We start from the raw sequence: 25,480 nt of genomic DNA, 5'->3' as shown, positions 1-25,480 counted from the left end.
GACGCCGGCCCCTCAGTGCCCTACCCTCACGGTATGCAACCCCTCGTGCTCATCAACGCCGTCGGCCTCACCCCGCGGCTGCTGGAATTCGCCCCGCGCCTGAAGGCCGTCGCCGCCGCGGGGTGGGTGGCAAACATGCCCGAGGTGCTGCCGGCCGTCACCTGCACGGCGCAGGCCACGCTTCTGACCGGGAAACTGCCGCGCGAGCACGGCGTGGTGGCGAACGGCTGGCTGTTCCGCGACACGAACGAAGTCCGCTTCTGGCAGCAGTCGAACCGGCTGATCGACGCCGAACCGCTTTACGCGACCGCTCGGCGGCGGGCGACGGAGCGCGGCCGGGCGGTCAAGACTGCGAAGCTGTTCTGGTGGTTCAACCAGGGCGCGGCGGTGGACATCAGCGTCACGCCGAAGCCGTGGTACGGGGTGGACGGGAACAAGGTGTTCGGCGTGAGCGGCACGCCGGCGGGAGTCGCGGAAGGCGTTGAAGCGAAACTCGGAAGCTTCCCCTTTCCCGCGTTTTGGGGGCCGATGGCCGGAAAGCCGAGCACCGAGTGGATCGCCGCCGCAGCCGGTGTGGTACTGACGGACCACGCCCCCGACCTGACACTCGCTTACCTGCCGCACCTCGACTACGACCCGCAGCGGTTCGGCCCCGCCGGCACCGACATGGCGAAGTGCGTGAAGGAACTCGACGACGCCTGCGCACCGTTGCTCGACGCCGCAGCAAGCCGCGGTGCGCAGGTGTGGGTGGTGAGCGAGTACGGCCACTGCGACGTGACGCGGCCGGTGTTCCCGAACCGCGAATTGCGGAAGGCCGACATGATCGGCGTGCGCGGCGGGCCGTTCGGCGAGCAGCTCGACCTGTTCGCCAGCCGGGCGTTCGCCGTTTGCGACCACCAGCTCGCCCACGTCTATGTGCCGGACGCGGCGGACGTGCCGAAGGTCGTCGAGCGGCTAGCGGCGCTACCGGGAGTGGCCCGCGTGCTGGTCGGCGACGGACGCGCCGAAATCGGCCTCGATCACCCGCGGTCCGGTGAAGTGATCCTGCTCGCGGAGCGCGACAGTTGGTTCGCCTACCCCTTCTGGAGCGACGACCGCGTCGCCCCGGACTACGCCCGCGCCGTGGCGATCCACCACAAGCCCGGCTTCGACCCGTGCGAGCTGTTCTTCGACCCCGCGCTGCGGTTCCCGAAGCTGCACGCGGCCCGGCGGCTGGCGCAGAAGAAGCTCGGCTTCCGTACCGTGTTCGACGTGGTACCGCTCGACGCATCGATCGTCCGCGGCAGCCACGGCCTCGCGGCGGCCGTTCCGCTCGACCGGCCCGTTCTGGTCGGCCACGGGCCAAACCCGGGGCCGACGGTGCCGATGACCGCGGTGCGCGATCTGATCCTCGGCGCCCTCGACCTCAGCCAATGAGCCGGCGCAACTCGCGGACGTGGCGAGGCACCGCCACCTTGGGGTCTTCCGCGGCCTCGTACTCCAGCGCGACGTAGCCGTGAAAGTTGCCGTCCTTCAGGATGCGGACCACCCGCGCCAGGTCGGCCTCCTCGCGCTTGCCGCCCGGGAACATTTCCGTCTTCACCTGCGCCACCACGCCGTACGGCACGATCGCCGCAATTTCGCGGTACGGGTCGGCGGTGCGGAAGTTGCCGGTGTCGATGTTCACCCCGAGGGCCGGGCTGCGGACCGGCCGCACCAGTTCCAGCAGGTGCTCGGCCGTGTCCGTGATGCCGCCGTGGTTCTCCAGCGCCAGTTGCACGCCGAGCCGCTCGGCGACCGGGCAGCACTCGTTCAGGCACGCCACCACGCGGCGCTGGGCGTCGGCGAACGCCTCCCCCTTCTCGACGTTGCCGGCGAAGATGCGGACGGTCCGCGCCCCGAGCCGGGCGGCCCGAGCCGTCCAGTCCTTCACATGCTGCACCTCACGGGCGCGGCGGGCGTCGTCCCTCAGCGTGAACTCGCTGCGGACCGGCACCCCGGAGATTGGCCGCCGCTTCCGTGTGGCGTGGTCGCGGAGCTTGTCCAGGTAGGCGTCCGAGGTCTCGGCGAAGTAGTACGACGTGAGCTCGACGCCGTCGAGCGGCAGGTCGGCGGCGAGGTCGATGAAGTCGAACAGCGTCATCGACCCGCCCTTCGGGTCGAGGAACTGCCGGAAGCTGTACGCGGCGAGGCTGAGCTTCAGGTCGGCGGTGGGGCCGGGGCGGCGGATGGGGTCGATGGCGGCGGCGACGCCGGGCGACGCGGCGAGGGCGGCGGCGGCGCGGAGGAAGTCGCGGCGGGTGCGGGGCATGGCGGGGCTCCGGGAGGGAACCCCTACTCTACCGGCCGGCGGCGTCGGCCGCGAGCGCCTTCACGCGCTCCTCCACGACCGTCATCACCCGGTTCCAGCCGTGCTTGTCGTTCTTCACGTCGTCGAACGTCGCCGCCGGGCCGACGCGGATGGTGATGCGCCGCGGCCGCGGGAACCGTACCCCGGCCGGCATGGCGTCGAAGGTGCCGCTGATGTGGCACGGCACCACCGGCACCGACGTGCCGGCCACCACCATCCCGACCCCGCCCTTGAACGGCGTGAGGTTGCCGTCGCGGGTGCGGCCGCCCTCGGGGAACACGACGTACCCGCACGGCGTGTTCACCAGCTTCTCCCGCAGTTCCTTCAGCGCCTGCGGCGTCCGCTTCTTCCGCCAGATCGGCAGGGCGTTGATGAACCCGGCCGCGAACGCCGTGGTCCACGCGCTCTCGAAGAACGTGTCGCCGGCCGCCAGCGCGAACGTCTTCGCCCGCAGCCCCATCCGCAGGGGCGCGACCAGGGCCAGCGCGTCGAGGTGGCTCGAGTGATTCGAGCACAGCACGAACGGGAACTGCGTCGGCAGGTGTTCCTTGCCGACGACGCGGAGGCGGTGCCACAGCGAGAAGTACGTCCGCGCCAGAAGTGCCCATCCAGTGTGGACGGCGGTGAGGAACGGCCCGCTCTCTCGCCGCACACTCGACAACCGCTCCCAGACCTTCAGGCCGAGGTCTTCGGCGGGGCGGAGTTTGAAGTCGTCCATCGCGGGGGTTGCGGAGTGCGGGTTTCGGAACGCGGAATACCGGACAAGGGTCATGCGGTCGCTCGCCTGGGTGGTGGCTTTGTATGCCGCGTTCCGAAATTCGCATTCCGCAATCCGCCTCACCCGGTCAACACCCGCCCCGCCTCCAGGTTCAGGCCGCCGAAGAAGCTGATGCCGTGGTACGCCACCGGGGCCACCAGGATCATGCTGTCGAAGCGGTCGAGTACCCCGCCGTGGCCGGGGATAACGTTGTCCAGCGTGTCGACGCCGGTGTCGCGCTTGATCGACGCGAGCATCAGGTCGCCGAGCTGGGCCGCGACGGCGAGGAGGGCGCCGAGGGCGAGCAGCGGCAGCGGGTTCTCCAGCGGCGTGCCGGCGAACACCAGCGGGCCGACGCCGTACACGAGTGCCAGCACCACGACCGCCCCCGCTACCGAGCCGGCGACGGTGCGGTCCGGCGTCGTGTTCGGGGCGAGCTGTCGCCCTCGGACCGTTTTGCCGACGACGTAGCGGGCCACGTCCCAAAACCCGACCGCGACCAGCACCAGCGCCAGCTTCGGCCGGTAGTTGGGGTCGTTCGCCAGGTAGCTGAGGTGGCCGAGGCAGCTGCCGAACAGCGCGAACGCGACCGCGCCCAGCGCGACGCGCTGGAGGTAGCCTTTCGGCCGGTCCTGCGCGGCCGCGAACCCGGCGACGCAGGCGATCGTGAGCGGGAACGCGGCGGCGAACAGGCCGGGGAAGTTGTCGAGCGCCGCGAACTGGATCACCGCCATGCCGAGGAGGACGGCGTAGCAGATGAGCTTCTCGCGGAACAAGCCGGTGACGCGGGTGAAGTCGCGGAAGCACAGCGCGCTGAGGGCCGCGACGCCGACGATGACCCACGCCGCGCCGAGGAGCACGGGGGCGGCCATCGCCGGTACCACCCAGAGCCAGCCGCGGGCGCGGCGGCGGGCGTCGTGCCGCGTCTCGGTCGTGATCCGCTTGCGGGCCAACTTCAGGAAGACCGGGCCGATCACGAGCGGCGCGAAGGCGAGGGCGAGGAGGACGAGCGTGGCCGGGTGGTCGAGCGCCGCGAGCGGGTTGATGAGGCGGTCGCGGGCGGCGTCCGTCACTGGGCACCCGGTATCGACGGGGGGGCGGTTCGGTGGGGGGAATGCTACCGTAACGCGGCGCAACGACCACCCGCCCGCGGCGTGCTTCCGCGCCCCTGTTGCGGTATGATCCCCCCTGCCCACTCCCGTCCCCCCGGAGCTCCCATGCCCACGCCTCTGTCTGTCCGCGCCGCGGCCCTCGGCCTGGCCGCGGCCGCCGCCGTCGCCGGCACCGCCCCGGCGCGGTACATGCGCGTCGAGACCGAAAAGGTGCCGGTCGAGCGCGTCGTGTCTAACCTCGAAGCCCACGTGAAGGAGAACCCGAAGGACGCGAAGGCCGTGCTGAACCTGGCCCGGGCGCACGCCATGGCGTACACGACGCGCGCCGGCGCGCTCGAGGTCCGCAAGGACGGCAAGAACGGCGGCCTGTGGTTCGGGTACGAGCCGCCGTTTGTGCCGTTCGGAAAGTCGGGCAAGGGTAAGGACGCCGGCGCGGAGGCCGCCGCGAAGGACCACCTCCTCAAGTCGATGGCCCTGTACGAGAAGGCGGTGAAGCTCGCCCCGGGCGACCCGGCCGCGGTGCTCGGGCGGGCGTGGGTCATCGACCAGTCGGGCGACAAGGCGAAGGCGGTCGAGGCGTACCGGGCCGTCCTGCGCGACGGCTGGGCGAAGGACAAGGACCTGACGGCACTCGGGCTCGGCGGCCACACCGTCACCGCGGAGGCCGCCGGCTACCTCGTGCCGCTGCTGGACGCCACGAAGGACGCCGCCGAGATCGCCGACCTGAAGACGAAGACGGAGAAGCTGAAGCAGTTGCCGCGGCCGATCACGCCGATCGCGGTGCCGCTCCGCGACGGGCTCGGCGCCGCCGACCTGGAAGACACGCGCGCCGCCGTCCGCTTCGACGCCGACGGCTCCGGCATCAAGAAGCGCTGGACGTGGATCACGAAGGACGCCGCGTGGCTGGTCTACGACCCGGCCGGCCGCGGCGAGGTAGACTCGGCGCTGCAGTTCTTCGGCAGCGTCACGTTTTGGCTGTTCTGGGAGCACGGCTACGCGGCACTGTCGGCCCTGGACGACGACCGCGACGGCCGCCTCACCGGGGTCGAACTGCGCGGGCTGGCCCTGTGGCGCGACGCGAACGGCAACGGCGTCGCCGACCCGGGCGAGGTGCAGTCGGTCACGGAAGCGGGGATCGTGGCTGTGTCGTGCCGGCACGAGCGCGACGAGTCGCACCCCGACCGGATCGCGTTCAGCCGGGCCGGGGTCACGCTCCGCGACGGCCGCACCCGGCCGACGTTCGACCTGGTCCTGAAGCCGCGGTAGCCACTGGCGAAAAGCCCGGGGACGGCCGTCCCCGGGCTTCCTCACGTCTGCTACAATGCCCTTCCGCCGGGGCCGGAAGCTCAACGGTCGAGCAGTCCGCTCATAACGGATTGGAAGTGGGTTCGACTCCCACACGGCCCACTGCCGGACCCGATACACTAACCCCCCTGCCCGCCCCGCCACCCTTCTCCGAGCGGTGCCCATGCGGTTCCCCCTCGCCGCCGCGCTACTGACCGTCGCCGCCGCCGGCGCCGCGGCCGACCCCGTCGATTACGCCAGGGACGTGCGGCCGATCCTGGCGACGCAGTGCTTCACGTGCCACGGCCCCGACGAGAAGTCGCGCAAGGCCGACCTGCGGCTCGACGTCCGCGACGACGCCGTGAAGGCCGGCGCGATCGCCCCGGGCAAGGCCGACGCCAGCGAGTTCCTGAAGCGCCTCACCACGGCCGAGCCGACCGAAAAGATGCCGCCGGCCGCCGCCAAGAAGCCGCCGCTGACCGCGGATCAAATCGACACGCTCCGCCGCTGGGTAAACGAGGGGGCGAAGTACGGCGAGCACTGGTCGTTCGCCAAGCTGAAGCGCCCCGCCGCGCCCGACGCCGCGGGCGTGACCCTGATCGACCGCTTCGTCCGCTCCCGGCTGGCGAAGGAGAAGCTGCCCCCCGCCGCGCCCGCCGACAAGAGCACACTCGTCCGCCGCCTCACCCTCGACCTGACCGGCCTGCCGCCGACACCGGCCGAGGTGCGGGCCTTCGTGACCGACGCGGCCCCGGACGCCTACGAGAAGCTGGTCGAGCGGCTGCTGGCGTCGCCGCACTACGGCGAGCGGATGGCGGTGTTCTGGCTCGACCTCGTGCGCTACGCCGACTCCATCGGCTACCACAGCGACAACCCCATGAACGTGTCGCCGTACCGCGACTACGTCATCCGCTCATTCAACGCGAACCTGCGGTTCGACCAGTTCACGATCGAGCAGCTGGCCGGCGACCTGCTGCCGCAGCCGACGCTGTGGCAGCAGGTCGCGACGGCCTACAACCGGCTGCTGCAAACGACCGAAGAGGGTGGGGCGCAGGCGAAGGAGTACGAGGCGAAGTACGCCGCGGATCGGGTGCGGAACTTCGGCCAGGTGTGGCTCGGCGGCACGATCATGTGCGCCGAGTGCCACAACCACAAGTTCGACCCGTACACCGCCGCCGACTTCTACAGCATGGCCGCGTTCTTTGCCGACGTGCAGGAGGGGGCCGTCGGCCGCCGCGAGCCGGGCCTGCCGGTGCCGACGCCCGAGGAGGAGAAGCGCCTCGCCGCGCTGACCGCAGCCGCGGCGGCCGCGCAGAAGACGCTGTCGGCCCGCGCCGCAGTCGTACCCGTGGCCGCGCTGAAGGCCGAGCGTGCCGCCGCGACCGCAGCCGAGAAGGCGCGGGCCGAGCTGGAGGCCAGCGTCCCCCGCGCCCTGGTGACGAAGGCCGGTGCGCCGCGGACCGTACGCGTCCTGCCGCGCGGCAACTGGCTCGACGCCACCGGCCCCGTCGTGGCGCCGAACACGCCCGCCTTCCTGCCGCCGATGCAGCGCGGCGACGCGAAGCAGCGACCGACGCGGCTCGACCTGGCCCGCTGGACGGTGTCGGCGGACAACCCGCTGACGGCCCGCGTGTTCGTGAACCGCGTCTGGAAGCAGTTCTTCGGCACCGGCATCTCGAAGTCACTCGAAGAATCCGGGGCTCAGGGCGAGTTGCCGACACACCCCGAACTGCTCGACTGGCTCGCGGCCGAGTTCCAGAGCGACTGGGACGTGAAGCGGCTCGTGCGGCTCATCGTCACGTCGGAGACGTACCGCCAGTCGTCGGCCGAGACGCCCGCGCTGCGCGAGCGTGACCCGTTCAACCGGCTCCTGGCGCGCCAGGGCCGGTGGCGGCTCGACGCCGAGTTCGTGCGCGACGGGGCGCTCGCGTCCGCCGGCCTGTTGAACCACCAGATCGGCGGCAAGAGCGTGTTCCCCTACCAGCCGCCCGGCTACTGGGCGGCGCTGAACTTCCCCACCCGCGAGTGGCAGAAGGACGCCGGCGAGAAGGTGTACCGCCGCGGCCTGTACACGCACTGGCAGCGGACGTTCCTGCACCCCGCGATGGTGGCGTTCGACGCCCCGAGCCGCGAGGAGTGTACGTGCGACCGGCCGCGCTCGAACATCCCGCAGCAGGCACTCGTGCTGCTGAACGACCCCGTGTTCGTCGAAGCCGCTCGCGCCTTCGCCGCCCGGGCGCTCGCCGAGGGCGGGGCCGACGACGGCGCGAAGTTGGCGTGGGCGTTTACCACCGCGACGAGCCGCGCCCCGAAGCCGGAGGAGGCGGCGGTGCTGCGGGAACTGCTGGCGCGGCAGCGGGCCGAGTACGCGGCACAGCCGGCGAACGCGGCCCGGCTGCTGGCCGTCGGCGACCGGCCGGCGCCTGCGGGCGTGAACCCGGCCGAACTGGCGGCGTGGACGAACGTCTGCCGCGCCGTGCTGAACCTCCACGAATCGATCACGCGCCAGTAACCGAGGTCGAGCGATGAACCCGATCCACCTCCTGAAGCGCCGCACGTTCCTCGGCCAGGCCGCGCGCGGCGTCGGCGGCGTGGCCCTCGCGTCGCTGTTCGCCCAGGACGCCGCCGCGCAAGCGGCCCGCGGCGTGCTCACGCAGCCGCACCTGCCGCCGAAGGCGAAGCGCGTCATCTTCATGGTGATGGCCGGCGGCCCGAGCCACCTGGAGTTGTTCGACAACAAGCCCGTGCTGGCCCAAATGCACGGCCAGCCGATGCCCGACTCCGTCACCCGCGGCCAGCCGATCGCGCAGCTGCAAGGCGCCCGGCTGACGTGCTTCGGCCCGCAGTGGGGCTTCAAGAAGCACGGCCGCGGCGGCGTCGAGATGAACGAGCTGTTCACCCACCTGCCGCGCGTGGCCGACGACCTGTGCGTCGTCCGATCGCTGCGGACGGAGGCCATCAACCACGACCCGGCCCACACGTTTATGAACACGGGTTCCACCGTGTCCGGCCGGCCGAGCATGGGCAGCTGGCTCACCTACGGCATCGGGGCCGAGGCCCAGGACTTGCCGGGCTTTGTGGTACTCACGTCGAACGGCCGCGGCGGGCAGAACCAGCCGATCGCCGCCCGCCAGTGGGGGCCGGGCTTCCTGCCGGGCCGCTTCCAGGGCGTGCAGCTCCGCGGCCAGGGCGACCCGATCCTGTACCTCACGAACCCGCCCGGCGTCGCCCCCGCCCAGCAGCGCGACGTGATCGACGCCGTCTCGCGCCTCAACCAGTTGCACGGCACCGCCGTCGACGACCCGGAAGTGGCCACCCGCATCGCCCAGTACGAGCTCGCGTTCCGGATGCAGACCAGCGTGCCGGCGCTGATGGACCTGTCGAACGAGCCGCGCAACGTGCTCGAGGGCTACGGCACGAAGGGGGCCGACGGCTCGTTCGCGGCCAACTGCCTGCTGGCCCGCCGGCTCGCCCAGCGCGGCGTCCGCTTCATCCAGCTGTACCACCGCGACTGGGACCACCACGGCGGTGTGAAGGACGGCATCCGCCTGAAGATCGAGGAGGTGGACCGGCCGTTCGCGGCGCTGGTGGAAGACCTGAAGCGGCTCGGCATGTTCGACGACACGCTGATCGTGTTCACCGGCGAGTTCGGCCGCACGCCGATGTCGCAGGGCGGCAACGGCCGCGACCACCACATGAAGGGCTTCTCGGCCGTGCTCGCCGGCGGCGGCATCAAGGGCGGCGTGACGCACGGCGCCACCGACGACTTCGGCTACCACGCGGCCGAAAAGGTGGTCGAGGTGTTCGACCTGCACGCCACGATGCTCCACCTGCTGGGCATCGACCACGAACGGCTCACCTTCCGCTTCCAGGGCCGCGACTATCGGCTAACAGATGTCCATGGCAAGGTGGTCAAAGAGATTCTCGCCTGATCGGGCGGGCCGGTGTAAGCCGTGCCCGCCCGCGCGGTATCCGCTACCGCCTCCCTCCGGTTCTCGCGGAACCCATGACGCAACTCCCCTTCCCCGCCCTGGCCCGCCCCGCCGCCGCGTTCGCGCTCGGCCTGCTCGTCGCCGTCGCACTCGGGTGCGCGAAGCCGCCGCCGCCGCTGGTGAAGGCGTCGGCGCCGGACGTGGTCGTGGCCCTGCCGGTGGTGAAGGGCGTGACCGACTTCGAGGACTTCACCGGCCGCACCGAGGCGTACAAGGTCGTGGACGTGAAGCCCCAGCTGACGGCGCTGCTGGACCGCGTCCACTTCAAGGACGGGGCGTTCCTCCCCGAGGGCACGCCGCTGTTCGACCTGGACGCCCGCTTCTACAAGGCCCAGGCCGACGGCGCGGACGCCAGCCTCAAGCTGTCGCGGGCCAAGCGTGACCTGGCCAAAACGCTGCTGAACACGGCCGAGAAGTCGCGCGACCAGGGCGTCATCTCGGCCGACGAGTACGCGAAGACGGCCGCCGAGTTCCAGGCCGCCGAGGCCGCGGTGAAGGTCGCCGAGTACGACCTGGAGAAGGCCGCCACCACGCTCGGCTACACCCGCATCAAGTCGCGCTACACCGGCCGCCTCGGCAAGGCGATGGTGGACCCCGGCAACGTCGTCAAGGAGAACGAGACGGTCCTGACGCGCCTCGTCGTGCTCGACCCCATCTACGTCGTGTTCGACATCGACGAGCGCACCCTGCTCCGCATCCGCCGGCTGGTCGCCGAGGGCCGCGTCCCGTCGGCGCGGGAGAGCCCGATCACCGTGCGGGTCGGGCTCGCCGACGAGGACGGCTACTCGTTCACCGCCCCGCTGACCTTCGTGGACAACCAGCTCGACGTGGGCACCGGCACCCTCCGCTTCCGCGGCGAGATGCGGAACCCCACGCTCCAGCGGGCCGGCCTGCCGGCCGTGGTCGGCGGCGCGGCCGCGACCGGGGCCGACATCAACGCCGCGCGGCTGCTGTCGCCGGGGATGTTCGTGCGGGTGCGGTTCCCGGTCGGCCGCGAGCACCCGGCGGTGCTGATTCCCGAGGAGGCGATCGGCGCCGACCAGGGGCAGCGGTTCGTGTTCGTGCTGAACGACAAGGACGAGGCGCAGTACCGCCGGGTACAGCTCGGGGCGCAGGAGGGAAGGCTCCGCGTGATCGACGACGGCGTGCGGCCCGGCGAGCGCGTCGTGGTGAGCGGGCTGCAGCGCGTGCGCGCCGGCCTGAAGGTGAACCCGAAGGCGGCGCCGACCGCGAAGCAATAACCCGGCGAGCCGCGTGATCCCCCGCTTCTTCATCGACCGGCCGATCTTCGCGGCCGTGCTGTCGCTGGTCGTCACCCTGGCCGGGGCGCTCGCCGCCCCGGTGCTGCCGGTGTCGCAGTACCCGTCGGTCACGCCGCCCACCGTCCAGGTGGACTGCAACTACCCCGGGGCCAGCGCCTCGGTCGTCTCGCAGACCATCGCCTCGCCCGTCGAGCAGCAGGTCAACGGCGTCGAGGAGATGCTGTACATGACCTCGCAGTGTACCAGCGACGGCAGCTACACCCTCACCGTCACGTTCCGCCCCGGCACCGACCTGAACATGGCGCAGGTGCGCGTGTTGAACCGCGTGGCCCTGGCGATGCCGCAGCTCCCGGACGTGGTCCGCGCCACCGGCGTCACCACGCGAAAGCGCTCGCCCGAGCTGCTGATGACCGTCAGCATGAACAGCCCGGACGGCACCTACGACCAGACCTACCTCAGCAACTACGCCCTGCTCCGCGTCCGCGAGGAGATCGCCCGCGTCCCCGGCGTCAGCGACGTGACCATCTTCGGCCAGCGCGACTACGCCATGCGCGTCTGGGTGAACCCCGAGCGGCTCGCGGCGCTGTCGCTCACGCCCGCCGACGTGGTCGCCGCCCTGCGCCAGCAGAACCTCTCCATCGTCGCCGGCCGCGTCGGGCAGGCCGACGGCGACGGGGCGACGCCGTTCGAGTTCACCGTGTCGGGCCTCGGCCGGTTGACGCACGAGGCGGAGTTCGCCGAGATCGTCGTGAAGGTCGGCGAGGCCGGTCAGGTGGTGAAGATCAAGGACGTGGCCCGCGTCGAGCTCGGGGCGAAGGCCCAGGACGTGAACAGCCGGTTCGACCGCAAGCCGACCACCGGCCTCGGCATCTTCCTGATGTCGAACGCGAACGCCGTCGAAACGTCGGCCGAGGTGCTGGGGCGGATGGAGCGGCTGGGCAAGGAGTTCCCGCCGGGCATCCGGTGGGAGATCGGCTACGACACGGCCCCGTTCATCAAGGACTCCATCAAGGAGGTCGTGTACTCCCTCCGCGACGCGATCATCCTCGTGGCGCTGGTGGTGCTCGTGTTCCTGCAGAGCTGGCGGGCGGCGATCATCCCGCTGGCCGCGGTGCCGGTGGCGATCGTCGGCACGTTCTCGGCGATGTACCTGGCCGGGTTCAGCGTGAACAACCTGACGCTGTTCGGCCTCGTGCTGGCAGTCGGCATCGTCGTGGACGACGCCATCGTCGTGGTCGAGGCGGTGCAGCACAAGCTCGACCAGGGGCTCCCCCCGCGCGAGGCGACCATCCGCGCGATGGACGAGGTGAGCGGCCCGGTCATCGCCGTGGGCGTGGTGCTGGCCGCGGTGTTCGTGCCGTGCGCCTTCCTGTCCGGCATCATCGGCTCGTTTTTCCGGCAGTTCGCCCTCACCATCGCGGTCAGTACGCTCCTGTCGACGCTGAACTCGCTGACGCTCAGCCCCGCCCTCGCGGCCATCCTTCTGCGCCCGAAGCACGGCGCCGCGCCGACCACGTGGCTCGGCCGGCAGGTGTCGCGCGTGCTGCTCCCGCTGACGCTGTTCGGCCGCGGCTTCGACCGCTTCTTCGGCTGGTCGAACCGCACGTACGTCCGCGTCGTCGGCTTCGGCCTCCGCGTCCCGGTGCTGATCCTCGCCGGCTATGCGGGCCTGATCGCGGCCGGCGTGTACGGCTACCGCCAGCTCCCGACCGGGTTCATCCCGCAGCAGGACAAGGGCTACCTGATCGCGAGCCTGCAACTCCCCGACGCGTCGTCCGCCGAGCGCACGGTGGAGGTGTTGCAGGAACTGGCCCGCGTCGCACTGGAGTACGAGGTGCCGGTCGCCGCGAGGGAAGGCGAAGAGGGTGCGGAGATGGTCGAGAAGGACGGCGCGACGACGTGGCAGAAGAAGGTACGGCCGGTCGCCCACGTCAACGGCATCGCCGGCAACTCGTTCGTGCTCAGCGCGTACGGCTCGAACTTCGGGTCGATGTTCGTCATCCTCAAGGATTTCGACGAGCGCCGCGACCCAAAGCTGTTCGCGCCGGTGGTGGCGAAGGCACTCGCCGACCGGTACGCGCAGAAGGTGCCGGGGGCGCAAGTGAACGTGTTCGGGGCGCCGGCCGTGTCCGGCCTCGGCCGCGCCGGCGGCTTCCGCGTCATGATCGAGGACCGCGGCGGGGCCGGCGCCGACGCGCTGGAGCGGACGACGAAGGCGTTCGTGGACCGGGCCAACCAGCAGCCGCAGGTGAACGGGCTGTTCACGGTGTACAAGACGAACAGCCCGCAGGTGTTTCTCGACGTGGACCGGGCCGCGTGCCTGACGCACGGCGTGGACCTGACCGACGTGTACGCCACGCTCCAGGGCGGCATGGGGAGCCGGTACGTCAACGACTTCAACCGGTTCGGCCGGACGTGGCAGGTGAACGTGCAGGCCGACGGCCCGTTCCGCAACCAGCTCGAAGACATCCGCAAGCTGAAGGTTCGTAACAACGCCGGCCAGATGGTGCCGCTCGCGGCGGTGACGGACGTGCGGGTGCAGGCCGGCCCCCTCGTCATCTCGCGGTACAACACGTACCCCGCGGCGGCGGTGAACGGGAACGTGGCCGCCGGCGTGAGCACCGGCGACGCCCGCGCCCTGCTCGAACGCCTCGCCGAAGACGAGCTGCCTCAGGGGACCATGGCCGCGGAGTGGACCGAGCTGTTCTACCTCGAAGACCTGGCGAACCGCGCCGAGCTGCGGCTCCCCGGCGGGTTCTCGTTCCGCGGGCAGACGACGGTGCTGGTGTTCCTGCTGTCCGTGTCGTTCGTGTTCCTCATCCTGGCGGCGCTGTACGAGAGCTGGGCGTTCCCGATGGCCGTGATCCTGGTGGTTCCGGTGTGCGTGGCCTGCTCGCTCGCCGCGGTGTGGGTCACCGACCCCGGCTCGGCCGCCGAGTCGCTGCGACAGGCGGGTGTCACTCCCGACTGGTGGGGCGGGTTCGGCGGGCGGCTGCTTTCGGGCGGCGAGTGGCTCGACGCGAACGCCATTTCCCCGGTGTCGAAGCCGCTCGGCCGGCTCGGGACGTTCAAGCAGGACATCAACGTCTTCACGCAGGTCGGGTTCGTGGTGCTGATCGGTCTGGCGTGCAAGAACGCCATCCTGATCGTCGAGTTCGCCAAGGTCCGCCGCGACGCCGGGGCCGACCTCCGCACCGCCATCCTGGAGGCGTGTACCCTCCGCTTCCGGCCGATCATGATGACCTCGGTGGCGTTCATCCTCGGCGTGCTGCCGCTGGCCGTGGCCCGCGGGGCCGGCGCCGAGATGCGCCAGGCGCTCGGCATCGCCGTGCTCGGCGGCATGATCGGCGTTACCGTGTTCGGCGTGGTACTGACGCCGATCTTCTTCGCCGTCGTGGACCGGGTCACGCACTCCCGGCTGTTCACGCACCCGTACGCGGTCGCAGCCGGCCGGGGGGTGCTGTACGTGGTCGGATTCCGGTTCGTCCGCCCTGCCCTCCTGTCCGCCGCGGCCGGCGTCCGCCGCCTCGCCCGCAACCGCTTCGGAGCGTAAGCCCCACCCATGACGCGGTTCTTCATCGACCGTCCGATCTTCGCCACCGTGCTGTCCACACTCATCGTGCTGGCCGGGGCGGTGGCGCTGTCCACGCTGCCGGTGGCGCAGTACCCGGAGATCACGCCGCCGACGGTCGAGGTGTCGGCGGTGTACGTGGGGGCGAACGCGCGCGTCGTGGCCGACACGGTCGCGGCCCCGATCGAGGAGCAGGTAAACGGCGTCGAGGACATGCTGTACATGTCCAGCACCTGCACCAACGACGGCACGTACACGCTGACGGTGACGTTCCGGCCCGGGGTGGACCTGAACATCGCGCAGGTGCTGGTGCAGAACCGCGTGAACCTCGCCGCCCCGAAGCTGCCGGCCGAGGTGACCCGCCGCGGGCTGCTGGTGAAGAAGAAGTCGCCGAGCCAGCTGATGATCATCAACCTGTACTCGACGGCGCCCCTGACCGACCCGCCGGCCGACGCCCCGAAGCGGGAGCGCGACGCGGCCGAGGCCCGGCGGCAGGAGGCGCTTCTGTACCTCAGCAACTACGCCACCATCCGCCTCCGCGACGAGCTGGCCCGGCTCCCCGGCGTCGGCGACATCACGTACCTCGGCCAGCGCGACTACTCGATGCGGCTCTGGCTCGACCCCGACCGCATGGCGTCGAAGGGCGTGTCGGCCGACGACGTGGTGAAAGCCGTCCAGCAGCAGAACGCGCAGGTCGCGGCCGGGCAGGTGGGCCAGCCGCCGGCCCCGACCGGGCAGGCGTTCCAGTACACGATCAACACGCTGGGCCGGCTGGCGGTGCCCGAGCAGTTCGCCGACATGATTCTGAAGAGTGACGCCGACGGCCGCGTGGTGCGGATGCGCGACGTGTCCGAGGCCGAGCTCGGGGCGCTGAATTATGACCAGACCTGCACCCTCGACGGCCGGCCGTCGGTGGCGCTCTCGGTGTACCAGCTGCCCGGTACGAACGCCCTGGACACGGCCCGCGGTGTGAAGGAGAAGATGGAGGAGCTTCGCTCCAAGTTCCCCGAGGGGATCGACTACGCGATCGTGTACGACACCACGCCGTTCATCGACGAGTCGATCGTCGAGGTGTTCCGCACTCTCCGCGACGCCGTCATCCTCGTCGCGGTCGTGATGCTCGTGTTCCTGCAAAGCTGGCGGGCCGCGGTGATCCCGCTCGCGGCCGTGCCCGTGGCCATCGTCGGCACGTTCGCGGCAATGGCGGCGCTCGGCTACACGGTGAACAACCTGACGCTGTTCGGCCTCGTGCTGGCGGTCGGCATCGTCGTGGACGACGCCATCGTCGTGGTCGAGGCGGTGCAGCACCACGTCGAGCGCGGCCTGGCCCCGCGCGACGCGACCATCCTCGCCACGCAGCAGGTGGCGGGGCCGGTCATCGCGGTGGGGCTGGTCCTGTCGGCGGTGTTCGTGCCGTGCGTGTTCATCAGCGGCATCGTCGGCGAGTTCTACCGCCAGTTCGCCGTCACCATCGCGGTCAGCACGCTCCTGAGCGTGTTCGTGTCGCTCACGCTCAGCCCCGCGCTTTGCGCCCTGCTGCTGAAGCCGCACACCGACGCCTCGGGGCGCGAGCCGCTGCCGCGGGTCGCGTTCCCGCTCGCCGGCGCCGCTCTCGCGTACCTGTACCTCACCGACCACCTCCGGCCGCACCTGCCGCCGCTCGCCGGGTGGGTCGTGCCGCTGGCCGCGGGAGTCGTCGGCGCGGTTGCCGGGTATGCCCTGCGGGTCGTGCTGAACCGCGTCCTCGGGGTGCTGTTCACCGGCTTCAACCGGGGGTTCGACGCCGCGACCGAAGGCTACGTCCGCGTCGTGGGGCTGATGCTCCGCGGGGCGCCGCTGGTGCTCGTCGGCTACGGCGGGCTGCTGTACCTGACGTACCACGCCCTCGCCACCGCCCCGAGCGGCTTCATCCCCGACCAGGACAAGGGGTTCCTGCTGGTGAACGTCCAGCTGCCGGACGCCGCGTCACTCGGCCGCACGGCCGCGGAGATGCGGAAGCTCGAAGACCTGGCCCGGGGCACGCCGGGGGTGCGGCACACGGTCAGCGTGTCGGGGCAGTCGGTGCTGCTCGGGGCGAACGCACCGAACTTCGGCACGCTGTACGTTCTGCTCGACGACTTCCCCAACCGCCGGTCGCACGAGTTGGGCGCGGAGGCCATCGCGGCGCGGTTGCAGGCCGACTTTAATGCCAAGCTGCCGGGGGCGCGGGTGAACGTGTTCGGCGCCCCGGCCGTGGACGGCCTCGGCACCGCGGGCGGGTTCAAACTGGTGATCGAGGAGCCCGGGGCGACCGACCCGGCGGAGCTGGAAGCGGTCGGGAAGGCCGTCGCCGACGCGGCCGGCGAGGGGAAGGAACTGCGAGACACCTTCAGCGGCTTCCGCGCCGACACGCCGTGGCTGTACCTGGAGATCGACCGCGTCGGTGCTCAGATGATCGGCGTGCCGGTGTCGGAGATCGTGAGCGCGCTGCAGGTGTACTTCGGGTCGCTGTACGTGAACGACTTCAACCGGTTCGGCCGGACGTGGCAGGTGAACGTGCAGGCCCGCGCCGACTACCGCCGCCGCGTCGACGACCTGAAGCGGATCCGCGTGCGGAACCCCCGGATGCCGGAGGGCGTGGAGCACATGGTGCCGCTCGGCGGCGTGCTGAAGGTGCGCGACGACGTGACCGGCCCGGTGATGGTGTACCGCTACAACCTGTACCCCGCGGCCCCGGTCACGGCGACGCCCGCGCCGGGCGTGAGTTCCGGCGAGGCGATCGCGGCGTTGGAACGGGCCGCTGCCGACAAGCTGCCGCCGAACATGCGGACCGAGTGGACAGAGTTGGCGTTCCTCCAGCTCCAGACGAAGGACACGGCCGCGAAGGCGTTCCTGCTGTCGGTGGTGCTGGTGTTCCTGGTGCTGGCCGCGCAGTACGAGAGCTGGGCGCTGCCGCTCGCGGTCATCCTCGTGGTGCCGATGTGCCTCCTGAGCGCGGCCGCGGGCGTGCGGCTGGCGGGGCTCGAAATCAACATCTTCACGCAGGTCGGGTTCGTGGTGCTGGTCGGCCTGGCGTGCAAGAACGCCATTCTGATCGTGGAGTTCGCCAAGCAGCGGCACGACGACGGGGCCACCCGCCGCGCCGCGGCCGTCGAAGCGTGTCGGCTGCGGCTGCGGCCGATCGTGATGACCTCGGTGGCGTTCATCATCGGCGTGGTGCCGCTGGTGCTGGCCGAGGGCGCGGGCGCCGAGATGCGGCGGGCGCTCGGCACGGCGGTGTTCGCGGGGATGGTCGGCGTCACGGCATTCGGTATCTTCCTCACCCCGGTCTTCTACGTCGCCGTGCAGTGGGTGACGGACCGCATCCGGTAACGACCGATTCTCGGGGTCGCCGTGCAACCGCAGACATCCGGTTCGAGCCACATCCCGGACACGCCCGTCCGCCGGTTCACCCGGCCGCTGGCCCAGTTCCTGGCCGTCGAGTCGGCGGGCGGAATCGTGCTGCTCGTGTGCACCGCCGTGGCGCTCGCTGCGGCCAACTCGCCGATCGGCCCGGCCTACGAACACTTTTGGCACACCCCGGTGTGGCTCGAGGTCGACGGGTTCCGGCTCGGCGGCGAGCTCGGCCACTTCGTCGTGAACGACGTGCTGATGACGATCTTCTTTTTCGTCGTCGGCCTGGAGATCAAGCGCGAGATGGCGGCCGGCGAGCTGCGCGACCCGCGGAAGGCTGCGCTCCCGGTCGCGGCCGCGCTCGGCGGCATGCTCGTGCCGGCCGGCATCTATCTGGCACTCCGCGGCGGCTCCCCGGCGGCCCGGGGGTGGGGCGTGCCGATGGCCACCGACATCGCGTTCGTCGTCGGCGTCATGGCTCTGCTCGGCCGGCGGGTGCCGTTCGGGCTGAAGATCACGCTGCTGTCGCTTGCGATTGCCGACGACATCGGCGCGGTCGTGGTGATCGCCGCGTTCTACAGCGGGGGGCTGGCGTGGGGCATGCTCGGGCTCGCGGCGCTGGGGTTCGGGGTCACCTACGGGCTGAACCGGGCCGGCGTGCGGGCCGTGCCGGTGTACGTCGTGGTCGGGGCCGGCATCTGGCTGGCCGTGTACAAGTCCGGCGTCCACCCGACCGTGGCCGGCGTGCTGCTCGGCCTCCTCACCCCGGCCAGCGCCTGGGTCGGCGACAAGACGCTCACCGACGTGCTCCGCGACGCCCTCGTCCGCGCCCCGGGCGACGGCGACGAGCGGTTCGACGCGCTGAGGTCCGTCGGGTACGTGGCGCGCGAGGGGTTGTCGCCGCTGTCGCGGCTCGAACACGCCCTGCACCCGTGGGTCGGGTTCGTCATCATGCCGCTGTTCGCGCTGGTGAACGCCGGCGTCGCGTTGCGGCCGGGAGCGGTCCTCGACCCGGTCGCGCTCGCAGTCGTCGCCGGGCTGGTCGTCGGCAAACCGGTCGGGGTGGTCGCGTTCGCCTGGCTGGCGGTCCGGGCCGGCGTGGCGCAACTGCCGGCCGGGGTGAACTGGCTGATGATGGGCGGCGGCGGGGCTCTCGCCGGCATCGGGTTTACGATGTCGCTGTTCGTCGCCGGGCTCGCGTTCGACGACCCGGCCCACCTCACCGCCGCGAAAGTGGGCATCCTCGCCGGCTCGACGGCGAGTGCCGTTCTCGGGGCGGTCGTGCTGATGATTGCCGGCCGTGCGAAGGCCTGACCGACCGGCCTGCGCGGGTGCGAAGCGGGCCGCGTGGGCGGCGCCGCCGACACCGTACGATCACCGATCGGAGCCTCATGCTGACCCACCTGCTACTCTTCGTCGTAGGGCTGGCAGTACTCGGGACCGGTGCCGAGTGGCTCGTCCGCGGGGCGGGGAGGGTGGCCCGGGCGCTGGGTGTCCCCCCGTTCGTCGTCGGGTTCACCGTCGTGGGGTTCGGCACGTCCGCCCCGGAACTGGTCGTCTCCCTCTCGGCGGCCCTCGCCGACACCCCGGAAATCGCGGTCGGGAACGTGATCGGGAGCAACGTCGCGAACGTCGGGCTGGTTCTCGGGGTTGCGGCCGTGGTGGCCCCGCTGGCCGCCGGCATGCGGCTGTTGAAGGTCGAGGTGCCGTCGGTCATCGGGGCGTCGCTGCTCCTCTGGGTGCTGAGTTGTGACGGGCGGGTGGGTCGGGCCGACGGAGGTGTTCTGCTGCTCGGGTTCGCCGGGGCGGCGGTGTACATGTACCGGGTCGCGCGGGCCGAGCCGCCGGCGGTGAAGGCCGAGATCGGGCAGGCCGTCGCAGGCCAGTTGCGGGTCTCGGTCGCGGCGGTGCTGGTTGTGGCCGGGCTGGGTGGACTGATCGGCGGTGCTCACCTCATGGTCACGGCTGCGGTCGAACTGGCCCGCGGGCTCGGGGTGAGCGAGTGGCTAATCGGCCTCACCGTGGTCGCCGTCGGCACGTCCCTGCCAGAACTTGCTGCGTGCATCGCCGGGGCGATCCGCGGGGAGGCCGACCTGGTGCTCGGCAACGTCGCCGGGTCGAACCTGTTCAACATCCTCCTCATCCTGGGGACGACCGCACTCGTCCGGCCGGTGCCCGTCCCCGCCGCGGCCCTGACCGCCGAGTTGCCGGTGATGACAGGGTTCGCCGTCCTGCTACTCGCGGTCGTCGGCAACGGGCTGCGAGTCCACCGGTGGGAGGGGGCCGGGCTCGTCGCCGCGTACGCCGGCTTCGTGGCCTGGCAGGTATCGCGCACGTAGCGGATCGAGCTACCGGTCCGCTCGGAGGTAGCGGTTGAACCACGCGAGGTCCCACTCCATCTTGGCCCGTCGGTGTGACAGCTTGCCGAGGCCGTGCGGCTCGCCGGGGTACACGCACAACTGCGTCGGCACGCTCAAGTTCTCGCGCAGCGCCCGGTACAGCATCCGGCTGTGGCCCGGCGGGCAGCGGTCGTCCTTCTCCCCGACGTGGATCAGCGTCGGCGTCTTGACGTTACCGAGCTGGTACGTCGGCGACGTGCGACGGTACAGGTCGGGCTGCTCCCACGGCAGCCCCTTCTTGAACACACGCGGGTACGCCGGCTCGTCGTTGAAGCCCCACTCGGCGACCGTGTCCAGGATGCCGGCCCCGCTGCTGGCCGCGCGGACGCGGACGGGCGAATCCGCCAGCGAAATCAGGCAGTTGGTGAGGTAGCCGCCGTTGCTCCAGCCCATCACTGCGACGCGGTCCGGGTCGGCGATGCCGGCGTCGATCAGGTGCCTGATGCCAGCCAGGATGTCCTTCACGTCGAGGTCGTTCTCGCGGCCGATCAGGTTGGTGGTGAACTTGTCGCCGTAGCCGGTCGAGCCGCGGTAGTTGGGGGCGAGTACGGCGTACCCCGCGGCGGCGAAGTACAGCCGGCCGTTGTGCGGGTCGAACTGCAGCGCCGCCGTGCTGCTCGTGGTCGGGCCGCCGTGGATGGCCACGACGAGCGGCAACTTGCGGGAACCCTTCTTGTAGTCCGGCGGGAGTTCGAGGGCGCCGCCGACCTTCGTACCGTCCGGGGCGGTCCAGGTGACGCGCTCGACGCTCGGAAGTCGCCAGTCCTTCGCCTGCGGGTTGAGATCGCTGATGCCGGTCCGCGCGCCCGGCCCGCCAAAGTACCACAACTCGCCGAGGCTCTGAGGCGTGCCGAGAATCGCCACGCGCCGCCCGCTCCCACCCGGGACGTAGGCGAACCCGTAGGTCACGCCGTCGAGCGGTTGGCGGTCGGTGGTTTGCTTCGTCGTGTCGTATTCCGCGAAGCCGACGCGTGCCTGGTCGTCGGTGAGGAGGCCGAGCACCGCGTCACTCCTCCACGCCAGCGGGGAGCCGTAGCCGCGGACCTGCCAGCCGTCGCGCTTCACCTTTCCCGCGGCCCAGTTCCCGCCGTCGTGGTCGCACACAACGACCTCGGCGGGATAGGCGTCGAAGATCGTGCCGTACGCGAGGCGGTTGCCGGACGGGTTCCACGCTAGCCCTTCGAGCCACGGCCACGGCGACGACGCGGACTTTTTCCACGCCTGGTCGGTGACCGTGACCTTTCCGGCCTCCCACACGTCGACGCGCGAGTCGCCTTCCCAGCGGATGACGGTGTCGTCCGGGGCGGTAATCATCGCCACACGCTTGCCGTCGGTGGTGACGGCGAACTCGCGGATGTACCGCTTTCCGGCGTGGATCGTGAGCACATCGCCCTCGGATGTGGGCACGCGGTACAGCACCGACACCTTCCGCTTGCCATGGCCGTACTCGATCCGCGGGTAGCGCTCGCGGAGCTTCAGGAAGTCGTCGGGGTCGGTCACTTCATCGTCGGCGGTGTAGAACACGTAGCCGGCTGCGGCGGCGAGGTCGTAGCCCGTCACGCCGCCCTTCACCGTCGTGAGCGCGGCCGATGCAGCCTTGTCGTTCACGCCGACTCGCCACACCTGCGACGACCCGTCGCGCGGCGGCACCTTCGCGTCCTTCTCCTTGACGTTGCGGACGACGTACACCGCGGAGCCGTCGGCGGCCCACTTCGGGTGGCGGTCGTTGGCACGCCCGGAGGTCAGCCGTCGCGGCGTCCCCTTCCCGTCGGTGGTCGTCACCCACAGGTCGGTGCGGCGGTTGTCGGCCGTCTCGTCCCACGTGGCGACGGTGTACGCGACCTGAGTACCGTCCGGCGAAACCGCGACTTCGTTGGCCGTCGCGACGCCGGCATAGTCGGCGGGCGTGACCGGCCGCGGTTGTGCCGCAGCGGGTGGTACGACGAAGAGGAGAACGAGGAACGCGGTTCGGCGCATGGGAGGCTCCGGGCGGGAATCCCGATACTGTAACCGGACACACGCCCTCCCGCGAGACTCGACATGACCGCCGCCCGCGGCCGCCGCCTCGCCCTCGCCGCCGCCCTCCTCGGCTGGATGTTCGACGGCATGGAGATGGGCCTGTTCCCGCTCGTCGGCAAGGACGCGCTCCGCGAACTCCTCGGCGGCTCGCCGGCGCAGGCCGAGCTCGACCTGTGGTACGCGGTGGTGCTCGCCGCGTTCCTCATCGGGGCCGCGACCGGCGGCGTCGTGTTCGGGTGGCTCGGCGACAAGGTCGGACGGGTGCGGGCGATGACGGCCAGCGTGCTGCTGTACTCGCTGTGCAGCGGCCTGAGCGCCGCGTCGGCCACGCCGTTGCAGCTCACGGCGCTGCGCTTCCTCGGGGCGCTCGGCATGGGCGGCGAGTGGGCACTCGGCGTCGCGCTGGTGATGGAACTGTGGCCGAACACGTCGCGGGCGGCGCTCGCCGGCTGGATCGGGGCGTTCGGCAACCTCGGCTACACCGTCTGCGGGCTGATCGCGCTCGGCCTGACGCGCGTCGGCGCCACCGAACTGGCTGCCGCGCTGCAGTCCGTCGGCCTCGCCGAAGGTACGGCCGACGCACTGACGGCGAACCGCAACTGGCGGTTGCTAATGCTAGCGGGCGCGGTGCCGGCGCTGCTGACGCTGTTCATCCGGCTGTTCGTCCCCGAGTCGGAAAAGTGGGAGCGCGAGAAGGCGGCCGGGCGGGCGTCGTACTGGTCGGGCGTCGATCTGCTCGCGGTGCTCGGCGGAGCCGCGGCCGCCGGCGGCGTCGTTTTCCTGTGGGCGCGGAAGGACGTGCCGTTCGCCGCACAACTCGGCGGCTCGCTGCTCGGCGTTGTGCTCGTGACGCTCGGCTACCTCCACCCCGCACGCGGCTACCTCCGTCGCAGCGGCCTGGCCCCCGCGGCCCGGCGCGAGACGCTAGGACGAATGCTCCTCGCCGCCGGACTGAGCGGCGTGCCGCTGCTCGCCACGTGGAGCGGCGTCATGTGGATGTACCAGTGGGTCGGCAAGCTGCCCTTCGGCGACGTGCCCGAGGCGCGGCCGATCATCCAAATCTCGTCGTCGCTCGGGGCGGCCGCGGGGTGCGTGGCGGCGGCGCTGCTCGGGGGCTTGATCGGCCGGCGACCCGCCTACGCGGCGTTGTGCGTCGCGTCTCTCGCGACCATCGTCGGGTTCTACCAGCTGAACACGGAGTACGGGCCGACGTTCGTGATGACGGCCGGGCTGATGGGGTTCGTGACCGCGGGGTTCTACGGCTGGCTGCCGCTGTACTTGCCGGAGCTGTTCCGCACGGCTGTCCGCGCTACCGGGCAAGGCTTCGGGTTCAACTTCGGCCGCATCATCGCTGCGGCGGGGAACCTCCAAATGCCGGCGTTGCTGGCCGCGTTCGACGACGACTACGGCCGGGCGTGTGCGGTCGTGGCCGGCGTCTACGCCGTGGGGCTGGTGCTCATCATGATCGCCCCTGAGACAAAGGGCCGGCCGCTGCCGGAATGATCGCTACGGCTTCGCGGCGGGTCGTACACGGCGGCGCAGGTCGTCGAGCGCCGCCTGGAAGCGTGCGTCCGTTGCCGAGCCGTAGCGGGCGGTGAACCGCTCCGCCGAGAAGCCGTCGGGCAGACCGACCACGTCCGGCATTAGGCCCGTCGTGTTCGGCAGCGACGCGAGCTGCGTCAGGCGTGCCAGGTCTTCACGCGGCAAGCGGGTGAACTCGATGCCGGCTAGTTCCGCGGCCAGCGGCGACAGACCAATCCCGGCGGGGCGCGGGCCGTCGAGCGCCTGAAAGGTGCGGGACACGGCCGCGGCTTCGGCGGCCTGTCGCGGAAGGAGTTCGCCCAACGCAACTCCCGCGGCGAAGCGGCGGCACAGGTCGCGGCGGCCGTGGACCGTCGGGTTCCCCAGCACCTCGCGCCGCTCGGCGCGGGCGCTATCGGATTCCACGCCCGCCACCTGCTCGCGGATCGCCTCTTCAGTCCCAAGCGTGTCGGTGTCGTCGAGCGCCACCGCGAGCCCGAGCAGGAAGCCGCCGACGCGGTCGTCGGCTGAGACCCCGTCGACGTCGGCCGCGAGGGCTGCGGTCGCCGCGGCGCGGACGTACTGCACGGTCAGGCCGTCGCCCGTCGGGCCTCCGGGCGCGGCGGCCCGACGGGCCTTCGCAGTCACCGCCGCCACCACCAGGCGCGCCACCAGGTCACGCTTGAGCTCGGCCTTCGGCGGCGCGGCGGGTTCCGGCGGTACTGCTTTCTTCGGCACCGCGGCCAGGTCGCGGTCGAACTCGTTGAGGTAAGCCAGCGCCGCCGGCTCGCCCGGCTTCGCCTTCAGCAGCGCCGCGTACACGCGCTTCAGCCGGGCGCGGCCGGCCGGGCTCAAGTCGTCCGCCTTCTCGATCTTCCCGCTGCGGCGCTCGTCGGCCCACACGTTCAGCACCAGGGCGTTCAGTGGGTCGAACCGCATCTTGTACTGGGCGTGGAGCGCCAGGCCGTTGCCCAGTTGCGCGCGCATCACCGACCCCACGTCGGGTACCGGCACTGCACCCATCGCGAGGGCGAGGTGGTGGACCAGCGTCTCCGTCCGCTCGGCTTCGTCGCGCGGCGTCCACTCGCGCATCAGCAGGTGACCCGAGGGCGCCGCACGACTGCCGCCGAACGGGGCCGGCTCGCGTGGCTTCTCGTCCACCTTGCGGCTCGTCCAGCCGACGGCGATACCCCCAGGCGGTGCCTTCACCTTCTGCTGGAAGTCGGCCAGGAGTTCTGGCACCGTGGACGCCTGCGGCTCGGACTTCCACACGGCGAAGCCGGCGACCTCGAAGCGGATGCCGCAGTGGGCCTCGAACACGGCCGACGCTGCGGCCAGTCGCTTGCCGACCAAGTCCTTCCACAGCGCCTCGGCTCGCGGGTCGGCGTCGTCCACCAGCAGCGTCACTGGCACGCGAACAGGGTCGCGCTTCGGGGCAGCGCCGCGTTTCGTGTCCTGCTCCAGCGGCATCCCCGGCAGTTCGACGCCCTCCAGCCGGCGGCCCGTCTGGGCGTCGGGGAGAATGACGAAGGCGTTGTACGGCTCCACGTCGTAGGCCAGGTGCTGCGGCGTCGCCGGCACCACGAGCACGGCCGGGCCGCCGACGCCGATCGGCGCCACCTGTGCCGGCTGGAGCGTGATCGTCTGCTTGTCGCGTTCCGGCTCGGTCACCGTCAGCGTCACCTCGGCGGGGGTGAAGTTGGCGACGACGATCACGCCCGCGTCCGCCGCGGGGCCGACCGCACACGCCGCCAGTGCCAGCAGGAGCCGACGCATCACCACCCCCAAATCAGAACCATCCCGAACTCTAGCACCGGGTCGCGGCCCGCTCAACCCGGGCGTCCTTCCCTTCGGCCGCGGGA

The 25,480-nt window shown here is 71.3% G+C and carries 15 protein-coding genes and 1 tRNA gene; 11 read left to right on the top strand and 5 right to left on the bottom strand.

The window, feature by feature from the left end; translation table 11 throughout:
* Positions 1–33 precede the first annotated feature (33 nt).
* Positions 34–1,416: an alkaline phosphatase family protein gene (locus ETAA1_RS13795; protein ID WP_145239109.1), complete on the top strand. Its 1,383-nt coding sequence runs from the start codon at positions 34–36 to the stop codon at positions 1,414–1,416.
* Here the strand turns inward: ETAA1_RS13795 and ETAA1_RS13790 are convergent.
* The 3 genes from ETAA1_RS13790 to ETAA1_RS13780 all read right to left on the bottom strand — a co-directional run bounded on the left by ETAA1_RS13790 (position 1,406) and on the right by ETAA1_RS13780 (position 4,159).
* Positions 1,406–2,290, bottom strand: coding sequence for a sugar phosphate isomerase/epimerase family protein (locus tag ETAA1_RS13790; protein ID WP_145239106.1), 885 nt, complete (start codon positions 2,288–2,290; stop codon positions 1,406–1,408). The genes ETAA1_RS13795 and ETAA1_RS13790 overlap by 11 nt on opposite strands.
* 28 nt (positions 2,291–2,318) lie before the next feature.
* On the bottom strand, positions 2,319–3,101 hold the full coding sequence (locus ETAA1_RS13785; protein WP_145239103.1) for a lysophospholipid acyltransferase family protein: 783 nt from the start codon (positions 3,099–3,101) through the stop codon (positions 2,319–2,321).
* Positions 3,102–3,166: 65 nt separating this feature from the next.
* Positions 3,167–4,159: a phosphatidate cytidylyltransferase gene (locus ETAA1_RS13780; RefSeq protein ID WP_145239101.1), complete on the bottom strand. Its 993-nt coding sequence runs from the start codon at positions 4,157–4,159 to the stop codon at positions 3,167–3,169.
* Positions 4,160–4,303: 144 nt separating this feature from the next.
* Between ETAA1_RS13780 and ETAA1_RS13775 the strand changes: the two genes are divergently transcribed.
* The 9 genes from ETAA1_RS13775 (at position 4,304) to ETAA1_RS13735 (ending at position 20,018) form a co-directional block, all read left to right on the top strand.
* Positions 4,304–5,464, top strand: coding sequence for a tetratricopeptide repeat protein (locus tag ETAA1_RS13775; RefSeq protein ID WP_145239098.1), 1,161 nt, complete (start codon positions 4,304–4,306; stop codon positions 5,462–5,464).
* Between the two features lie 69 nt (positions 5,465–5,533).
* Positions 5,534–5,605 (top strand) — tRNA-Met (locus ETAA1_RS13770).
* Positions 5,606–5,666: 61 nt separating this feature from the next.
* Positions 5,667–7,994, top strand: coding sequence for a PSD1 and planctomycete cytochrome C domain-containing protein (locus tag ETAA1_RS13765; protein ID WP_145239094.1), 2,328 nt, complete (start codon positions 5,667–5,669; stop codon positions 7,992–7,994).
* Positions 7,995–8,007: 13 nt separating this feature from the next.
* Positions 8,008–9,414: a DUF1501 domain-containing protein gene (locus ETAA1_RS13760; protein WP_145239091.1), complete on the top strand. Its 1,407-nt coding sequence runs from the start codon at positions 8,008–8,010 to the stop codon at positions 9,412–9,414.
* 74 nt (positions 9,415–9,488) lie between these two features.
* The gene (locus tag ETAA1_RS13755; RefSeq protein WP_145239088.1) at positions 9,489–10,715 is read left to right on the top strand and encodes an efflux RND transporter periplasmic adaptor subunit; all 1,227 of its coding nucleotides are present in this window, start codon (positions 9,489–9,491) and stop codon (positions 10,713–10,715) included.
* A gap of 13 nt (positions 10,716–10,728) precedes the next feature.
* On the top strand, positions 10,729–14,289 hold the full coding sequence (locus ETAA1_RS13750; RefSeq protein WP_145239085.1) for an efflux RND transporter permease subunit: 3,561 nt from the start codon (positions 10,729–10,731) through the stop codon (positions 14,287–14,289).
* A gap of 9 nt (positions 14,290–14,298) precedes the next feature.
* Positions 14,299–17,658 (top strand): efflux RND transporter permease subunit, encoded by a 3,360-nt coding sequence (locus tag ETAA1_RS13745; RefSeq protein ID WP_145239082.1) that lies wholly within the window; start codon positions 14,299–14,301, stop codon positions 17,656–17,658.
* A 21-nt stretch (positions 17,659–17,679) separates the two neighbouring features.
* Positions 17,680–18,993, top strand: coding sequence for a Na+/H+ antiporter NhaA (nhaA, locus tag ETAA1_RS13740; protein ID WP_145239079.1), 1,314 nt, complete (start codon positions 17,680–17,682; stop codon positions 18,991–18,993).
* Between the two features lie 77 nt (positions 18,994–19,070).
* Complete coding sequence (locus ETAA1_RS13735) at positions 19,071–20,018, top strand: calcium/sodium antiporter (protein WP_145239076.1); 948 nt, start codon at positions 19,071–19,073, stop codon at positions 20,016–20,018.
* A 9-nt stretch (positions 20,019–20,027) separates the two neighbouring features.
* Here ETAA1_RS13735 and ETAA1_RS13730 read toward each other — a convergent pair whose 3' ends face one another.
* On the bottom strand, positions 20,028–22,055 hold the full coding sequence (locus tag ETAA1_RS13730) for a S9 family peptidase (RefSeq protein ID WP_145239073.1): 2,028 nt from the start codon (positions 22,053–22,055) through the stop codon (positions 20,028–20,030).
* 63 nt (positions 22,056–22,118) lie between these two features.
* Here ETAA1_RS13730 and ETAA1_RS13725 point away from each other — a divergent pair, with 63 nt between their 5' ends.
* Positions 22,119–23,600 carry an MFS transporter gene (locus tag ETAA1_RS13725; RefSeq protein ID WP_145239070.1) on the top strand — a complete coding sequence of 494 codons (1,482 nt, stop codon included), beginning with the start codon at positions 22,119–22,121 and terminating at the stop codon, positions 23,598–23,600.
* Between the two features lie 3 nt (positions 23,601–23,603).
* Here the strand turns inward: ETAA1_RS13725 and ETAA1_RS13720 are convergent, their stop codons facing one another.
* Entirely contained in the window at positions 23,604–25,394 is a 1,791-nt protein-coding gene (locus ETAA1_RS13720; RefSeq protein WP_145239067.1) for a hypothetical protein, read from the bottom strand.
* Positions 25,395–25,480: the final 86 nt, after the last annotated feature.

This window comes from Urbifossiella limnaea, assembly GCF_007747215.1.
GTDB lineage: Bacteria > Planctomycetota > Planctomycetia > Gemmatales > Gemmataceae > Urbifossiella > Urbifossiella limnaea.
The sequence above is the reverse complement of the archived record's forward strand: the minus strand, read 5'-3'. Positions and strand labels throughout refer to the sequence as shown.

What these genes read in the sequence shown, in the direction of transcription:
- ETAA1_RS13795 (WP_145239109.1), top strand. Translation starts at nt 34, where the DNA reads ATGCAACCCCTCGTGCTCATCAACGCCGTCGGCCTCACCCCGCGGCTG.
- ETAA1_RS13790 (WP_145239106.1), bottom strand. Translation starts at nt 2,290, where the DNA reads ATGCCCCGCACCCGCCGCGACTTCCTCCGCGCCGCCGCCGCCCTCGCC.
- ETAA1_RS13785 (WP_145239103.1), bottom strand. Translation starts at nt 3,101, where the DNA reads ATGACCCTTGTCCGGTATTCCGCGTTCCGAAACCCGCACTCCGCAACC.
- ETAA1_RS13775 (WP_145239098.1), top strand. Translation starts at nt 4,304, where the DNA reads ATGCCCACGCCTCTGTCTGTCCGCGCCGCGGCCCTCGGCCTGGCCGCG.
- ETAA1_RS13765 (WP_145239094.1), top strand. Translation starts at nt 5,667, where the DNA reads ATGCGGTTCCCCCTCGCCGCCGCGCTACTGACCGTCGCCGCCGCCGGC.
- ETAA1_RS13760 (WP_145239091.1), top strand. Translation starts at nt 8,008, where the DNA reads ATGAACCCGATCCACCTCCTGAAGCGCCGCACGTTCCTCGGCCAGGCC.
- ETAA1_RS13755 (WP_145239088.1), top strand. Translation starts at nt 9,489, where the DNA reads ATGACGCAACTCCCCTTCCCCGCCCTGGCCCGCCCCGCCGCCGCGTTC.
- ETAA1_RS13745 (WP_145239082.1), top strand. Translation starts at nt 14,299, where the DNA reads ATGACGCGGTTCTTCATCGACCGTCCGATCTTCGCCACCGTGCTGTCC.
- ETAA1_RS13735 (WP_145239076.1), top strand. Translation starts at nt 19,071, where the DNA reads ATGCTGACCCACCTGCTACTCTTCGTCGTAGGGCTGGCAGTACTCGGG.
- ETAA1_RS13730 (WP_145239073.1), bottom strand. Translation starts at nt 22,055, where the DNA reads ATGCGCCGAACCGCGTTCCTCGTTCTCCTCTTCGTCGTACCACCCGCT.
- ETAA1_RS13725 (WP_145239070.1), top strand. Translation starts at nt 22,119, where the DNA reads ATGACCGCCGCCCGCGGCCGCCGCCTCGCCCTCGCCGCCGCCCTCCTC.
- ETAA1_RS13720 (WP_145239067.1), bottom strand. Translation starts at nt 25,394, where the DNA reads ATGCGTCGGCTCCTGCTGGCACTGGCGGCGTGTGCGGTCGGCCCCGCG.